This is a genomic window from Plantactinospora sp. B5E13, assembly GCF_039871775.1.
Classification (GTDB): domain Bacteria; phylum Actinomycetota; class Actinomycetes; order Mycobacteriales; family Micromonosporaceae; genus Plantactinospora.
On sequence record NZ_JBDPLT010000001.1, the window covers coordinates 128,460 to 143,169 of the forward strand.

A 14,710-nucleotide genomic window follows, 5' to 3' on the forward strand; every position below is an offset into this window, starting at 1 on the left:
CTCATCCCCCGAGTGTAGGGAAGGGCCGCCGGCGGGGTCGGGCTCAGAGCGGTGGCGGGGCCGGGGCGGTCGGGGGCGGCGTACTCGAAGGCGGCACCGTCGACCGGGGTACGCCGGGGCGTGGTACCACCACGGTCGGGCGCGGGACCACCGGTCGCGGCACGGTCGCGGTCGGCACCGGCACCGGCACCGGCGGTACGGGAGGCACAGCCGGCGGAGGTGCCGTCGGCGGCAGCGCCGGTCCCGGCTCCGGCACCGGCACGACCGGCACCGCCCCCGGCGGCGGAGCCCCGGGGCCCGACGAAGGCACGCCCGGACCGCCGGTACCCGGTGGCGGGGTCAGGTCGTCGGCGCTGCTGCCGAGGGCGATCTCCCGTTCCGGCGCGGTGAAGGCACGGCGGGGCTGGTCACGCAGGGCGAACGCCATGGTGTGCGCCACCGCGGCGATCACCCGCCGCTGCACCGCCTGCCCGACCGCGTCACTCGGGTCGTCCGGGTTGGCGGCGATCGCCGCCGCGGCGAGTTGCGGGGTGTACGCCACGAACGTCTCGGTCGCGTACCCCTCGGCGCTGCCGGTCTTGCCGGCCACCGGCTGGTCGCCGAGGATCCGGGTCACCTCCGGCGCGCTGCCGCCGTTGCACTGCCCGTACGCGGAGGGGTTGCCGACCGGGCAGCGGGCCGCGTCGGTGGCCGCCCGGGCGATTTCCGGGCTGAGCATCTTTCCGCAGGTCGGGGTGGCGGACGGCAGGGGTCGGCCGGTCGGGTCGACGATCGCGGTCACGGGCAGCGGTTTGCAGTACGTCCCGTCGGCGGCCAGCGTCGCGTACGCGTTGGCCAGGTCGAGCGGGGTGGTGGCGGAGACCCCGAGGGTGAACGCCCCCCACTGGTCCGTCCCGTACGTCGCCAGCCGGGCGTCGCTGGAGGCGCGGAAGACGATGCCGAGCCGTTCCGCCATCCGGACCGCCTGGTCGACGCCGATCCGGCGGGCGAGCGCCACGAAGTAGGTGTTCACCGAGCGGCCGAAGGCGGTCCACATGGTGTGGTAGCCGTCCATCCAGGCGGGGTTGGAGTTGGTGGGGCACCAGTAGCCGCCGCAGCTGTCCGGGCTGTCCACCGGATAGTCGGTGACCAGCCGGCTCGGGGCGACGTAGCCGGCCCGCAGCGGGATACCGGCCTCCAGGGCGGCGAGCAGGGTGAAGATCTTGAAGGTGGAGCCCGCCTGGTAGCCGGCGATGTCACCACCACCGGCGATCAACTGGTTCACCGTGTTCGGATAGTTGCCCTGCCCGGGCGGGTTCGGGTCGAGCCGGTAGTTCCGGTTCACCGCGAAGGCCAGGATCCTGCCGGTGCCGGGCTGCACCACCGCCATCGGCGCGGCCCGCCGGTCGTTCCGGTCGTACACCTGGAGGGTCTGGGCCATCGCGGCGGCCTGCACCGTCAGGTCGAGGGTGGCGGTGATCCGGTAGCCGCCCCGGCGCAGGTTCTGCCGCCGCTCGTCGACGGTGTCGCCGAACGCCGGATTGTCGTTCCACCACTGCCGGAAGTAGTCGCAGAAGAAGCCCCAGTCGGAGTGGGCGTCCGGGATCCCGGCGCAGTCGTTCGGCTCCGCCCCGGGCCGCAGCCCGAGCGGCGCGGCCTGGGTACGGATCGCGGTCTCGGCGGTGATCACCCCGGTCTCGGCGAGCTGACCCAGTACGTAGCCGCGCCGGCTGAGGGCGGCGTCGGTGTCGCCGCCGATCGGGGTGTCCGTCTCCGGTGACCGGACCAGCCCGGCGAGCAGCGCCGCCTCGGGCAGGGTCAGCCGGCTGGCCGGCTTGGAGAAGTAGCGCTGGCTGGCCGCCGCGATCCCGTACGCCCCGGCGCCGAAGTAGGCGATGTTCAGGTAGCGGCTCAGGATCTCGTCCTTGCTCAGTCGCCGTTCCAGCGCGAGCGCGTACCGCATCTCCTGGATCTTGCGGCCGGCGTTCGGGGCGACCGCCTCGGCCCGCTGCTCCGGGGTGAGGTTCGGGTCGGTCTTGAGCACGTTGCGGACGTACTGCATGGTCAGCGTGGAGGCGCCCTGGCGTACCTCACCGCCCCGGTTGGCGACCACGGCGCGGAGCACGCCGCGCAGGTCGACGCCGCCGTGCTCGTGGAACCGGATGTCCTCGGCCGCGACGATCGCCTGCCGCATCACCGGGGCGACCTGGTCGAGCGGGATGTTCGTCCGGTTCTCGTCGTAGAACGAGGTGATCAGGGTCTTGCCGTCGCTGGCGTAGAGGTAGGAGCGCTGGGCGGTCGGCGGCACCCGCAGGTCCTGCGGCAGGTCCTCGTAGCGGGTGCTGACGGACCTCAGCCCCAGCGCGCCCAGCACGTACACCGGCAGCAGCGCGGCGGCCAGGATGGTGCCGGCCAGCAGCCCGGCCAGCGTCAGGGTCCAGAGCTGGTTGAGCCGCAGCCGCAGCATGGGCGCTCCTCGGGCGGAAACAGGCAGGCGTACGACGCGGCCCGGCGGCCGGTCCCTCGACCAGCGTGCCGCCCGATTCCCGACGCCGCACGCGTTTCGCGCGAATCCGGGACGAATTCACGATCAGGGGTGATTCCACCCTCGCCCTCGCTCCGGACTACGCGCCCCGGGCTTGGTGACGCAAGGCTGGCCACTGGAACCGTTGGTACCGGGAGAACATCCCAATGGCGGAGCAACGTTTCGAGCAGCACCTGATCGAACGCAAAAACAAGGAGGGGCCATGAGCGGCCGGCGGTGGAGTGATGTGAAGGCCGAGGCAATGGCGCAGCAGCCGTGGCTGGCTAGTGCCGAGGCGCAGGGTCAGCGGGCTGCGATTCGCGCCGAGAATCTCGGCCGTATCCGGGGGCATGAGTTGGCCGAGATGCGCAAGTCGGCCGGACTCACCCAGACCGAGGTGGCGGCGGCCCTCGGGGTCAGCCAGGCCCGAATCTCCCAGATCGAACACGGCCAGGTAGGCGCTGAAGGAGACGTTGGATCTGCTATCCACGGCCGGGGCGACCGAGCAGATTCGTCAAGCTGAGTCCGATCTCGCTGCGGGCGAGGGTATCGGTGCCGATGAGGTGCTCCAGCTCCTGGTCGCCCGGGCGGAGCGAGAGGCATGTAGCTGACCAGGCGTACCGCCCCGGGTTGATCGGCTTACGACCCGGTTGCCACCCCCGACTCGATGCCGGCACACCACGGTCTCACGCCGCTGGCCGCGATGGCGCACTCCTCGCGCCCCATTCGTCCCAGGTAGCCGGTACCTGCATCCGGGTCATCGCCGGCCGAGGCGTCCGCAAGTGTGATCAGCGGCCCTGGAAGCTCACCGGGCACCGCGTTCAGCGGATGGCGGAAATCTCCTCGACGAAACGGTAGGGGTAGTCCGGTGTCTCCGGCGCGCTGACCTCGTCGAGCTGCGCGACGATCGTCTGGTCCAGGCGCAGCCCCGCAGCCGGCAGCGAGGCGGCGAGCTGGCCGGCGGTCCGCGCACCGACCAGGGCCGCCGTGACCCCGGGACGTTGGAGGACCCAGGCCAGAGCCAGTTGTGCCGGCGGAACCCCGGCCTCGCCGGCGAGGCGCACCAGGGTCTCCACGATCCGCCAGGTGCGCTCGGTGCCCCGGCGCCCGAGGGCCTCCAGACCGCGGTTCGGGTCGTCTCCGAGCCGACTGCCGGCCGGCGGCCGCTCGTCGCGGCGGTACTTGCCGGTCAGCCAGCCGGCCCCCAAGGGCCCCCAGACCATCGTGCCCATGTCGAGCGCCTCGGCGGCCGGCATGATCTCCCATTCCGGCTCCCGGACCAGCAGGCTGTACTGGGGTTGCAGCGAAACGGGCGGCCTGGTGCCATATTGCCGGCACAGGGCGTGGGCGAGGCTGGTCTGCCAGCCGGGGAAGTTGCTCAACCCGACGTGGGCCACCTTGCCGGCGGCCTGCGCCTCCTCGGCGAACGTCGCAAACTCGTCGAGCGGGACCCGCGGATCCGGGCCATGCGCCTGGTAGATGTCCACGCGCTCGACGCCCAGCCGGGACAGGCTGGCGTCGAGCGCACGGTGGAGATAGTCCCGGCTGAGGCCGGCACCGGGCTGGCCGGTGATCGGAAACCGGGCCTTGGTGGCAATGACCATTTGGTCACGAACCCCGGCGTTCTTGTTCAGCCAGCGCCCGATGATCCGCTCGCTCTCCCCGTCGGAGTAGACGTCAGCCGTGTCGATCAGCGTGCCACCGGCCGCCACGTAGGCGTCGAGGATCTCGTGCGAAAGTTGCTCGTCGGACTCCTGGCCGAACGTCATCGTTCCCAACGCGAAGCAGGAGACCCGAGGGCCGGCGGTACCGAAGGTGCGCTGTTCCATAATCAGTTCACTCCGCGATGGCTCGACAACGGTTGGTTCGTTCGGCTCCGACGCCGTACAGGTGGCGCACCATCAGGTCCTACTCATCCGGCTCCCAGGCGATGAGCAGGTCGAAGATGCGCCGGTCGCCGTCGAGTTCCAGGGCGTCCAGCGGGAGGCGGCCGTAGAACGCCGCCAGGACCAGTTGACTGGCCGTACCCCGGGCGGAGGCGTAGGCCACCTCCGGCTGGTCGACGGCGGGCGTCGTGTCGGACACGGGCAGCCGGGCTGTCCGGGCGCCGTCGGCCGAGACCCAGTTGCGCCAGGAGCGGCCCTCGGTGGCGTGGTAGTCGACGACAGCCGGCTCGTGCGGCCAGGCGGCCGTCGTCGCGAAGCAGGTGGAGAGGAATTCCTCGACTCCGTCGAGCGCCACCTCGTCCGGCAGTGGCTGCGGGGCGCCCACGGTGAGCTGGGCGTCGTACGTGTGCACCGCGATCTCCTGGAGCTGGTGTCGGGCGACGGCGCCACAGGTCTGCGGCGACTGCGAGGCACCCCACCACGTCCAGCAGCCGCGATCCGGGCCGGCCTCGCGCAGTGCGTCCAGTAGCTGCCGCGTCGAGGCGGCCAGCCAGTCCAGCAGGGCCGCCCGCTCCCGAGGCGCTTCCGGGCCCTCGAACGCCGCCTTGGCCGAGGCGTCCGGCCCGGCGGCAACGGTGGCGGCCCAGGCCCGGCGCCCCTCGCCCAGGTGCCGCGCCAGCTCGAACAGCGTCCACTCCGGGCAGGTCGGCACCTGCACGTCGAGGCTGGGCGCGGCGGCGACCGCGGCACGGAAGGCGGTCGACCGTTCGTCGATCAGCCGCAGCAGGGTGGGGAACTCCAAGGCGTTGTGCACGCTGCTGTCTACCACCACGCAACGGCAGTTGGACAGCGGGTTTCACCGGTCGGCACGCAGGCCGTCGAGCACGACGTCGAGATAGCGGCGGGTGAGCGCCGCCCGCTCGGCCGGGGTCGCGTGGACCGAGGCGGCGAATACCACCCCGCACATCAGGCGTACCACGTCCGCGTGCTCGACGCCGGGACGGATCAGGCCCGCCGCGCGTACCCGGCCGAGCAGCTCGGCGGTCAGGGCGTTCAGGCGACCCACGACCTCGGCCGTCTCCGGCAGCTCGTGTGTGGCAGCGGCGAAGACCGGCTGCACGGCGGCGTCGGCCAGCTGCGCGTCGATGCCGGCGGTCAGGAAATTGGCGAACGCGCCCCACGCGTCGTCGTCGGCCAGGACCCTTTCCGCGTACGCGACCAGCTCTTCCAGGCTCGGGCGGGCCAGCGTCTCGAGCAGCGCCTCCGGGGTCGGGAAGTGGCGGTAGACCGTGGCGACGCCGATCTCCGCCTCGCGGGCGACGTCGTTGAGCCGCAACGGCCGCTGCTCGACCAGGAAGGCGCGGCCGGTGTCGACGATGTGCTGCCAGTTGCGGGCAGCGTCCCTGCGGGTCACGGTGACCAGGATAACCGGATAGCTCATCCGCTTGCGTTTACCCTCGAAGTGGATAGGTTATCCGGGAGGGGTTGTCATGGAGATCGAAGCGGCGGGCCGGACCCGCACCTACACCCTTGTCGAGCCGGAGGACGGCCACGACCGCCTGCTGCTCGTCTTCCACGGCTCCCGGCAGAACGCGGCCAAGCACCGCACCTTCACCGGTGGCGCGTTCGACACGATCCCCGGCACGGCCGTCGCCTACCTCGACGGCTACCGGGGCAACTGGAACGACGCACGTACGGCCAGCCGCTTCCCGGCCCGCCTCGCCGGCGTCGACGACGTGGCGTTCGCCGAAGCGGTGGTCAAGCAGCACGCGGACGGGCGGGAGGTCTACGCGGCCGGCTACTCCAACGGCGGTGGCATGGTGATCCGGCTGCTGCACGAACACCCCGACCTGATCGCCGGCGCGACGGTCATCGCGGCCCAACAACCGGCGCCCGCCAACTTCCTCGTGCCCGGTCTGCCCGTCGTACCGAAGCCGGTCCTCCTGCTGCACGGCACGGCCGACCGGATCGTGCCGTACGAGGGCGGCGAGATGTCGGCCTGGGCCCGCTTCGCCTTCCGGGTCGGCGGGGAGATGCTGTCCACGCCCGACACCGCCGCCTATTTCGCGCAACGCAACGGCATCACGGCGCCGCCCGTGACGGTCGAGCTGTCCGAGGAGATCAGCCGCACCGACTACCGCCAGGACGGGCACGCCCCGGTCCGGCTCTACACCGTGCGCGGCGGTGGCCACACCATCCCGGGACCGCACCCGGCGCCCCGGCTGGTCGGCCGCACCAGCCACGACCTGCACACCACCGCCGCGATGGCCGAGTTCCTCTGGATCAGCACAGGTTGACGCCTGAATCGCCGTGGGGGGGCGGAGCACCGTTGCTCCGCCCGCCGGGCCGCCACCGTGCCGGCACCCCGGCACCGTGAATCACTCTCCTCGAACCACGGCTGTTCCGTGGGAGGCCGAGGTCAGACGACGAACCGTCGGCGTCGGATCAGCCGGTGGCTGAGCACGAGGAGCGCCACACCGAGACCGATCATGGCCAGGGCGATGACGACGTAGGTGGAGATCCGGCTGCCGGTGACCGGCAGTACCGGGCCGACCGTGATGGTTGCCGAGGCGGCGGAACCAGGGCCGCTCTCGACCGAGGTGACCGCGACCGTCGTGTTGACCTTCGTGCCGGCGGTGGTGCCGGTGACGTTGACCGACACCGTGCAACTCCCGCCAGCCGGCAGCGTGGCGGTGAACAGGCTGATGCTGCCGCTACCGGGCTCGGCGACGACGGTTCCAGAGGCGCAGTTGGTCTGCGCGGCGTTCGGCGTGGCGACCACCAGTCCCGAGGGAAGGTTGTCGACGAAGCTGACGCCCGTCAGGGCCGTACCCGGGTTGGGATTGGTGAGGGTGAACGTCAGTGACGTCGTCCCGTTGCGGGGGATGACCGGGCTTCCGAAGGCCTTGGCGAACCCCGGTGCTTCGGCGGCCTGGACCGTGACGCTCGCCAGGGCGGGAGTGCCCGGGCCACTCTCGTTCGAGTCGACCGGGCCACTCGAATTCACCTTCGTACCGCTGGTGGTTCCGGTGACGTTGACCGAGAAGGTGCAGCTCCCGTCGGCCGGCAGGGTGGCGCCGGTCAGGCTGATCGTGCCACCACCGGCGGTGGCGGTGATCGTGCCACCACCACACGAACCGGTCAGCCCGTTCGGCGTGGCCACCACCAGACCGTCCGGCAGCGTGTCGGTGAAGCCGACGCCGGTCAACGCCGTGACCGTGTTCGGGTTGCTCAGGGTGAAACTCAGCGCCGTCGTCCCGTCGGACGGGATGGTCGTGTCCGCGAAGGCCTTGACGATCGTCGGTGCGATGACCGCCCTGACCGTGATGCTCGCCGCGGCGCGGGCGCCGGGGCCGCTCTCGTTCGAGTCGACCGGCCCACTCGTGTTCACCTTCGTACCACTGGTCGTGCCTGTGACATTGACCGAGAAGGTACAACTGCCACCCGCCGGCAGAGTGGCCCCGGCCAGGCTGATCGTGCCACCACCAGCCGTCGCGGTGATCGTGCCACCACCACACGACCCGGTCAGCCCATTCGGCGTCGCCACCACCAGACCCGCCGGCAGCGCGTCACTGAAGTTCACCCCGGTCATCGCCGTACCCGGGTTGGGGTTGGTCAGGGTGAAACTCAACGCCGTCGTCCCGTCGGACGGGACGGTGGCGTCCTCGAAGGACTTGCTGATCGTCGGCGGCGCGACCACCGGGGCGGCGACCGCGACGCTCGCCGCGGCGGGGGCTCCCGGGCCACTCTCGTTCGAGTCGACCGGGCCACTCGAATTCACCTTCGTACCACTGGTCGTGCTGGTGACATTGACCGAGAAGGTACAACTGCCACCCGCCGGCAGAGTGGCCCCGGCCAGGCTGATCGTGCCACCACCGGCCGTCGCGGTGATCGTGCCACCACCACACGAACCGGTCAGCCCATTCGGCGTCGCCACCACCAGACCCGCCGGCAGCGCGTCACTGAAGTTCACCCCGGTCAACGCCGTACCCGGGTTGGGATTTGTGAGCGTGAAGTCGAGCGTGGTCGTCCCGCCGAGCGGAATGACGGCGTCGTCGAACGCCTTGGCGATCGTCGGCGGCGCGACCACTTCGGCGCCGACCGCGACGCTCGCCGAGGCGGGGGCTCCCGGGCCACTCTCGTTCGAGTCGACCGGGCCACTCGAATTCACCTTCGTACCACTGGTCGTGCTGGTGACGTTAACCGAGAAGGTGCAACTGCCACCCGCCGGCAGGGTCGCGCCGGCCAGGCTGATCGTGCCACCACCAGCCGTCGCGGTGATCGTGCCACCACCACACGAACCGGTCAGCCCATTCGGCGTGGCCACCACCAGACCCGCCGGCAGCGTGTCACTGAAGTTCACCCCGGTCAACGCCGTACCCGGGTTGGGGTTGGTCAGGGTGAAACTCAACGCCGTCGTCCCGCCGAGCGGAATGACGGCGTCGTCGAACGCCTTGGCGATCGTCGGCGGCGCGACGACCGGCGCGGCAACGGTGACGCTCGCCGAGGCGGCGGCACCCGGGCCGCTCTCGTTCGAGTCGACCGGGCCACTCGAATTCACCTTCGTACCACTGGTCGTGCTGGTGACGTTCACCGAGAAAGTGCAACTACCACCCGCCGGCAGGCTCGCCCCGGCCAGGCTGATCGTGCCACCACCAGCCGTCGCGGTGATCGTGCCACCACCACACGAACCAGTCACGCCGCTGGGACTGGCGACCACCAGCCCGGCGGGCAGCGCGTCACTGAAGTTGACCCCGGTCAGCCCCGTACCGCCGTTGGGGTTGGTGAGCGTGAAAGTCAACGCCGTCGTCCCGCCGAGCGGAATGATGGCGTCGTCGAACGCCTTGGCGATCGTCGGCGGCGCGATGGACGGGGCGCAGAACGGCCGGGTGATCGTGTTGTTGATCAGCGTGACGGAGCCGTTCCGGGCCAACACCCGTCCGGCCACGGTGGCCCCTTCGCCCAGCGTCGCCGACTGCAGCGCCAGGATGCTTCCGACGAAGACCGTCCTGGTGTTCAGGGTCGCCGAGCTGGTCACCTGCCAGAACACATTGCACGCCTGGGCGCCCCGGGTCAGGACGACCCGGCTGTCGGTCGCGGTGATCAGGTCGGATCCCGCCTGGAAGATGAAGACCGAGTTGGGATCGTTCTGGCCGTCCAGCGTGAGCGTGCCGGTCAGCGCCATGGTGGCCGGCGACTCGTACACCCCCGCGACCAGGGTCTGGCCACCGAGGTCCGCACTCACGGTCGCGGTCGCGGGCTGCGCGGCAGCGAAGTTGTACGCCGTGGTCAGCGCGTCCTGGGCCTGCATCGCCTCGGTGTCACCGACGTGGATCTCACCGTTCACCACGGGGGCGCCGGTGAGCGATGTGCCCGGCCAGACGCCCAGGTCCCCGTTGATGACCGAGGGACCGACCGGAGGCGGGACGTCGGTGACCGCCTGGCCCGCCAACACCCCGTAGGTCTCGGCCACTCCCAACGGCACCGGAGGCTGGGCCCACGCCGCCGGCATCCCCACGAGCCCAACGAGGATCGTCGTAGCGCCGATGACTCCTGCCATCGACGTCGCAGACCAACGGCGTGTACGACGCACGCGAGCCACACGGTTCACCGTCACGGATTCCCCCACCAATCACGATCCTGGCCCCTCGGCCGGATCACCTCCTAACAGGGCGTAACGATGTCAATTGCCTTAAGTCACCCTTAGGGAGATAATGTCCCCGACGTATCCGCCAGGATGTGAACAGCTGTCGGGGCCCGGCCGATGAAGAAATCCACTCGGTCCGGCACATTCGGGTGTGGCGAGGTCGCCGAGTGTCTGTTTCCCGTCGCGACCTGCTGCGTGTTGGCAGTTCGATCTGACCTGGTCGCTGTTCGAGTACCACCTGGAACGGCTGGAGCCGACAGACTTCCGGTGGGAGCCCGCCCCGCACTGCTGGGCCGTGCGTCCCGGCGCCGACGGCGGCTGGACCGGACTGGGCGGACGTCGAACCTGGCCCGATCCCCGTCCCGACGATCGGGTGGATCACCTGGCACATCGGCTGGTGGTGGACGGTTGCCATCGACCATGCCCGGGGGCGAACGCCACAGGTGCGTACCGAGATTCACTGGCCCGGTGACGGACAAGATGGTGGCGGGTCGGTCCCGCCATCCCGGTCCCTGGTGTCCCGGATCAGCACCACGCCAGCTCCGCTGTTGTTGATCTGAGCGCTACGGACCCTAACCCGCCCGGGTAAGGGCCATAGTGCTCAGATCATCATCGGGTCCGGGGACTCGGCGGCGCCCCGTACATGACAGCTCACCGCTTACCATGCGTCCCCGAGCCCCGATGCGCCGAGTCGGCCCCCCGGACGACAACAGACGGCCGGGGCGGGTGGCCGGCAACGTCAGCGCTGCGCCTTGGCCAGGTTGACGAACGCCCGCCATGCGGCCGGGCCGAAGCTCAACGTCCCGCCGTCCCGATCCTTGGTGTCCCGCACCAGCACCACACCGGCCAGGTTGTCCGCCACCTCCACGCAGGATCCACTGTCGCTACGCGACGACTTGCGCCAGTTCGGGGTGGTGTTCAGGTCCATCTCTCCGCCGCCCTCGTGATCATTTCCAGGCTCTGGTGACTGGGCAGAGCGTAGTCCCGGATCGCCTCCCAGGCGCCTTCCAGATCCGTAGCCGCGTCCGGGCTCTCCACCACCCGGCCCTTCAGGTACCCCTCCAGGAAGCCGACCGACCGGCCGTCCACGCTCGCGATCGCCAGCGGGCCATCGAGCCCCACATAGGCACCGGCGTCGAACGGCACCACCTGCACCCGCACGTTGGGCTGCTCGCAGGCTGCCACCAGAGCCTTGAGTTGGTCACGCATCACCTCGGCGTCGCCGACCCGGCGGTGCAACACCCCCTCGTCCAGCACCGCCACCAACTGGCACGGGTCGGGCCGGCGGCGCAGGATCTCCTGCCGGCCCAGCCGGGTCGCCAGCATGCCCTCCACGATGTCCGGTTGGAAGCGGTATCCCGTCAGGACGGCCCGGGCGTACGCCTCGGTCTGCAGGATCCCCGGGACCAGCAGCGGGTGATAGACCCGGAGCAGGGTCGCCCGACCCTCGTACTCGACAAACGGTCGGTACCAGACCGGGACGTGTTCTCCCGTCACGAACAGCCGGTAGAACTCCATCAGCGCGGTCCCGAACGCGCGGTCCACCGCCGTCAGATAGCCCAGCAGTGCGGGCCGCTCACCGCGCTCCACCGCGCCGACGTGCTTGGCGGAGAAGTGGATCCGCTCGCCCCACGCCTCCTGGGTCAGCCCGAGAGTCTCCCGCGCCCAGCGAAGCTCCTTTATCAGATATTGACTCGCAGACATAGGTCTTCACATCCCCCAAATCACTCCGGCCCTCATGGTCATTTACCTCGGCGTGCCTACGGCTTCCCTGCCCCCATCGAGATTGTTCCGTTGATGGCGAGACGGATCCAGAGTGGATATCGACGGAGTTGCCAAGGCCCAACCCGCCGGGAGAATCGTCCCCCTCGCGTTTCCCCGTGGGTCGTACTCCGTCGGCGGGGGCCGCCCACCGGCAAGGTCCGTACCAGCGTCACCACCCCCCCGGTGACGCCGGTGGCGGGCGCGGCGGTCCCCGCCTCCACACATTCAGGAGCTTCCGAGAGGCGGTCGCATTGTGAAAGAACACCGGAGGGACTGGCGCCGACTCTGGCGGTACTGCTGGTGCGGATTCCGCTGGGCATGTCCGGACGCGGTACCCGTCGTACCAATGCCGTTCAATCCCGATCCGACACCGAAACGATCGCGCAATCAGCGAGTGGTGTGGAACGTCCCGACCGTGATCTCCGGGCGCAACCAGCGGCCGGCGTGGGACGGGCCGACCGGCTTCGGCCACCGGGTCGGGCGGGCCGGCCGGCTCACCCCGGCCCAACAGGCCCGAGCCGGCGCCCACAGCCGCACCGCCGCCGGCAACACACGCTGAGATGGGTGTGGTCGTGATGCGGAACCTGAGGCGACTCGACGACCCCGACCGGGAACACGTGCCGCAGCGCCCCCGGTGGACGTGCCGCGCCTGCCACGACGAGTGGCCGTGCCGGACGGCCAGGACCCTGCTACCGGCACAGTTCCGCCTCGACCCGCTGGCGCTCTTCCGTCTACCTCGGGATCTGTCTCTACGAGGCGACCGAGGATCTTTACAAGCTTCACCCGAACCCGGGGCCGGACCCGGCCGCCCTGCATGCCCGGTTCCTCGGCTGGGTACCCGAACGCCGCCTGATCGTCGGCGCCCTCGCCCGCCGCATCGCCGCCGGCTACCCGACCCGTCCCCCGCCCGGGACGGGGATGACGGACCCGACCGGGAGCGCAGGCGGTTCGTCGGGTGACGGAACGGCGCCACGCCCCGGGGCCGGCAAATAATCCGGACGCCGAGTCACGACGGAACCAGTCATCATCTCCGAATGGATGCCAGCGAGACCAGGATCATCCTGGTTGACGACCTCCGTTGCTTCGTGGACGGCCGCCGTGCGGAGGTGGCCCGTACCAGTGCGGCCGGGGTCCAACTCCTCGACCAGTACCGGGATCGGCGGCTGGACGAGTTGTGGCTGGACCACGACCTGGGTGGGGACGACACGATCTGGCCGGTCGTGGAGGTGTTGGAACGGGCAGCCTTCGAGGATCGCCGGTTCGACATCGGCGTCATCCACGTCCACTCCGCCAACCCGGCCGGTGCCACAAAGGTCGTCCAGGTTCTGCAGCACTGGGGCTATCGGGTGCACGTCGCGTCCGCCTCGACGGACGTCGGTTACCTTTGACGTTCCCGACGCGCACCTCGGCCAGCGTGTTCGCGACGCGCTTGACCCCGCTGTCGGACGACCGCCCTCAGCCCGGCGTCCCAGCTGAACGACGACCACGCCTCCGCCCAACTGACCAACGACGATTACCCGCATATCAAGCATGACAGTGCATCCTCGCCGAGAGGAAGCCCTGCGAGTTGGTGTGGTTGGCGGCGTCGGCGGCGGGTCTCGTTCCCGTACGGCCGGGGCCTTCGTTGTTCTGAGCATGTCGGGGACGAAGCGTCGCACGCCGATCGTGGTGGTGCGAGAACCGAGGACAGCGTCGATGTTGGCGGAGGATCGGCAGCAGGGGGCCACCGCCCTGGCCCTCATGATCCACGAGTGACGGTCGGGTGATCGGGCCGCAGCCGCCGGTGCTGTTCGCGGATCCGGATCAGTCTGGCGGCGCTGCGACGGGTGACCAACGCCTGGTCGGCGAGTTGGACTTTGGCGATGAGTGCTTCGATGGCGGCTTTGCGTCCGGGACTCGGCCGGCTACCTGGTTATCGATAGCAGCGCGTTGGTGGGCGGGGGATGCGGCGGCCGACCAGAACGATGTCGTCAACGTCGGTGGGTGTCGGTCTGCTTCGGGTGACCGGTACCGGCTCGGGTGATCCACAGGGTCCGAGTGTCGTCGTTGATGGCGTACCAGATCCGACCGCCTCCGGTAACCTCGTACTGCCACTGCTCAAGTGTCGCCCCGCCGACCTTGACGAACCCGAGCGCGCCTTTCAACGGGTGCTGGCGCTGATCGATCTGGCGGGGGTCACTGGTCAACGCGACCCATGCCCGGTCAAGGTTGCCGGGTATGACGGTCAGCAGGCGCTGCCACCCCTGGTATGCCTGACGATCGGCGGCGCGGACCGTCCATGGTTTCGGTCGTGGGATCTCGGCGCCCCGTCCGGTCACGCGGCGTCCTCGACGGGGCGGTCGATGACGGGGCCGTCGCCGTCGAAGGGCCCTTGAAGTTCGCGGGCCAGGCGCGGGTCGGACCAGGCTTCGGCGGTGGACCGCCAGGAAGCGAGGTTTCGCGCGAACGGCGTCAGCAGGCCGGTGTCGGCCCCGGCGACAAGATCCGCGAGGAGTTCACGGACGCAGGTGAGCCGCTCCTCGGCCGGCAGCCAGGACAGCCAGGGCAGTTCTTCAGCGAGAGCCTCCTCAGCGAGGTCGCGGTGGCGTCGAGCGAGGATCGCCAGCGACCGCGCCGCGATCCGAAGCCCGGTCGCGACGGCTTCGAACCGCTCCATCCGGGTGAGGACCAGGTTCTCCTCATCACGGCGTTCAAGGATGACGTCCGCGTCAGTCAGCGACGGAAGGACCTGTGAGGGTCCGCGGAGAAATGAGCTGTATGGGAAGGTCTGCACTGCCACGCGACAAGTTTATCTGAAGTAGTTCAGACTAGCTACTCGATCGTCGGCAACCAGCGGTTCCCGACGCCGGGGGGCCAGCATGATCAGACGCACTCCACTCGGCAGATGCGTGTAGTGCGGATGGCAACGCC

General features: G+C 70.1%; 13 protein-coding genes. 4 read left to right on the plus strand and 9 right to left on the minus strand.

Going from position 1 to position 14,710, the window contains the following annotated elements:
• Window positions 1-43: 43 nt before the first annotated feature.
• Window positions 44-2,446: a transglycosylase domain-containing protein gene (locus tag ABGB05_RS00595; RefSeq protein WP_347651083.1), complete on the minus strand. Its 2,403-nt coding sequence runs from the start codon at window positions 2,444-2,446 to the stop codon at window positions 44-46.
• A gap of 280 nt (window positions 2,447-2,726) precedes the next feature.
• Between ABGB05_RS00595 and ABGB05_RS00600 the strand changes: the two genes are divergently transcribed.
• Entirely contained in the window at window positions 2,727-3,026 is a 300-nt protein-coding gene (locus tag ABGB05_RS00600) for a helix-turn-helix transcriptional regulator (RefSeq protein WP_347651084.1), read from the plus strand.
• 298 nt (window positions 3,027-3,324) lie between these two features.
• Here ABGB05_RS00600 and ABGB05_RS00605 read toward each other — a convergent pair whose 3' ends face one another.
• From ABGB05_RS00605 to ABGB05_RS00615, 3 genes are all read right to left on the minus strand, one after another.
• The gene (locus tag ABGB05_RS00605; RefSeq protein ID WP_347651340.1) at window positions 3,325-4,272 is read right to left on the minus strand and encodes an aldo/keto reductase; all 948 of its coding nucleotides are present in this window, start codon (window positions 4,270-4,272) and stop codon (window positions 3,325-3,327) included.
• A gap of 139 nt (window positions 4,273-4,411) precedes the next feature.
• Window positions 4,412-5,218 (minus strand): maleylpyruvate isomerase family mycothiol-dependent enzyme, encoded by an 807-nt coding sequence (locus tag ABGB05_RS00610; protein WP_347651085.1) that lies wholly within the window; start codon window positions 5,216-5,218, stop codon window positions 4,412-4,414.
• 27 nt (window positions 5,219-5,245) lie between these two features.
• Window positions 5,246-5,803 carry a TetR family transcriptional regulator gene (locus ABGB05_RS00615; protein WP_347651086.1) on the minus strand — a complete coding sequence of 186 codons (558 nt, stop codon included), beginning with the start codon at window positions 5,801-5,803 and terminating at the stop codon, window positions 5,246-5,248.
• 76 nt (window positions 5,804-5,879) lie between these two features.
• Between ABGB05_RS00615 and ABGB05_RS00620 the strand changes: the two genes are divergently transcribed.
• A complete protein-coding gene (locus tag ABGB05_RS00620; protein WP_347651087.1) occupies window positions 5,880-6,686 on the plus strand; it encodes a hypothetical protein in 807 nt (268 codons plus the stop codon).
• Between the two features lie 122 nt (window positions 6,687-6,808).
• Here ABGB05_RS00620 and ABGB05_RS00625 read toward each other — a convergent pair whose 3' ends face one another.
• From ABGB05_RS00625 to ABGB05_RS00635, 3 genes are all read right to left on the minus strand, one after another.
• Window positions 6,809-9,874, minus strand: a complete 3,066-nt coding sequence (locus ABGB05_RS00625; protein ID WP_347651088.1) for an ice-binding family protein — start codon at window positions 9,872-9,874, stop codon at window positions 6,809-6,811.
• A 901-nt stretch (window positions 9,875-10,775) separates the two neighbouring features.
• On the minus strand, window positions 10,776-10,964 hold the full coding sequence (locus ABGB05_RS00630) for a DUF397 domain-containing protein (RefSeq protein WP_347651089.1): 189 nt from the start codon (window positions 10,962-10,964) through the stop codon (window positions 10,776-10,778).
• Window positions 10,955-11,740 (minus strand): helix-turn-helix transcriptional regulator, encoded by a 786-nt coding sequence (locus tag ABGB05_RS00635; protein WP_347651090.1) that lies wholly within the window; start codon window positions 11,738-11,740, stop codon window positions 10,955-10,957. The genes ABGB05_RS00630 and ABGB05_RS00635 overlap by 10 nt, the downstream gene beginning before the upstream one ends.
• A 454-nt stretch (window positions 11,741-12,194) precedes the next feature.
• On the opposite strand from ABGB05_RS00635, the gene ABGB05_RS00640 reads away from it, so the two are divergent.
• Window positions 12,195-12,359 (plus strand): hypothetical protein, encoded by a 165-nt coding sequence (locus ABGB05_RS00640; protein ID WP_347651091.1) that lies wholly within the window; start codon window positions 12,195-12,197, stop codon window positions 12,357-12,359.
• A gap of 475 nt (window positions 12,360-12,834) precedes the next feature.
• Window positions 12,835-13,188, plus strand: coding sequence for a cyclic-phosphate processing receiver domain-containing protein (locus ABGB05_RS00645; protein ID WP_347651092.1), 354 nt, complete (start codon window positions 12,835-12,837; stop codon window positions 13,186-13,188).
• 582 nt (window positions 13,189-13,770) lie between these two features.
• On the opposite strand, the gene ABGB05_RS00650 is transcribed toward ABGB05_RS00645, so the two are convergent.
• Together ABGB05_RS00650 and ABGB05_RS00655 are read right to left on the minus strand one after the other, a co-directional pair.
• Window positions 13,771-14,118: a hypothetical protein gene (locus ABGB05_RS00650; RefSeq protein ID WP_347651093.1), complete on the minus strand. Its 348-nt coding sequence runs from the start codon at window positions 14,116-14,118 to the stop codon at window positions 13,771-13,773.
• Window positions 14,115-14,579 carry a hypothetical protein gene (locus ABGB05_RS00655; RefSeq protein WP_347651094.1) on the minus strand — a complete coding sequence of 155 codons (465 nt, stop codon included), beginning with the start codon at window positions 14,577-14,579 and terminating at the stop codon, window positions 14,115-14,117. The genes ABGB05_RS00650 and ABGB05_RS00655 overlap by 4 nt, the downstream gene beginning before the upstream one ends.
• Window positions 14,580-14,710: the final 131 nt, after the last annotated feature.

Excerpts from the sequence above, each read along its gene's own strand:
- ABGB05_RS00595 (WP_347651083.1), bottom strand. The coding sequence starts at position 2,446 with ATGCTGCGGCTGCGGCTCAACCAGCTCTGGACCCTGACGCTGGCCGGG.
- ABGB05_RS00600 (WP_347651084.1), top strand. The coding sequence starts at position 2,727 with ATGAGCGGCCGGCGGTGGAGTGATGTGAAGGCCGAGGCAATGGCGCAG.
- ABGB05_RS00605 (WP_347651340.1), bottom strand. The coding sequence starts at position 4,272 with ATGACGTTCGGCCAGGAGTCCGACGAGCAACTTTCGCACGAGATCCTC.
- ABGB05_RS00620 (WP_347651087.1), top strand. The coding sequence starts at position 5,880 with ATGGAGATCGAAGCGGCGGGCCGGACCCGCACCTACACCCTTGTCGAG.
- ABGB05_RS00630 (WP_347651089.1), bottom strand. The coding sequence starts at position 10,964 with ATGGACCTGAACACCACCCCGAACTGGCGCAAGTCGTCGCGTAGCGAC.
- ABGB05_RS00635 (WP_347651090.1), bottom strand. The coding sequence starts at position 11,740 with ATGTCTGCGAGTCAATATCTGATAAAGGAGCTTCGCTGGGCGCGGGAG.
- ABGB05_RS00645 (WP_347651092.1), top strand. The coding sequence starts at position 12,835 with ATGGATGCCAGCGAGACCAGGATCATCCTGGTTGACGACCTCCGTTGC.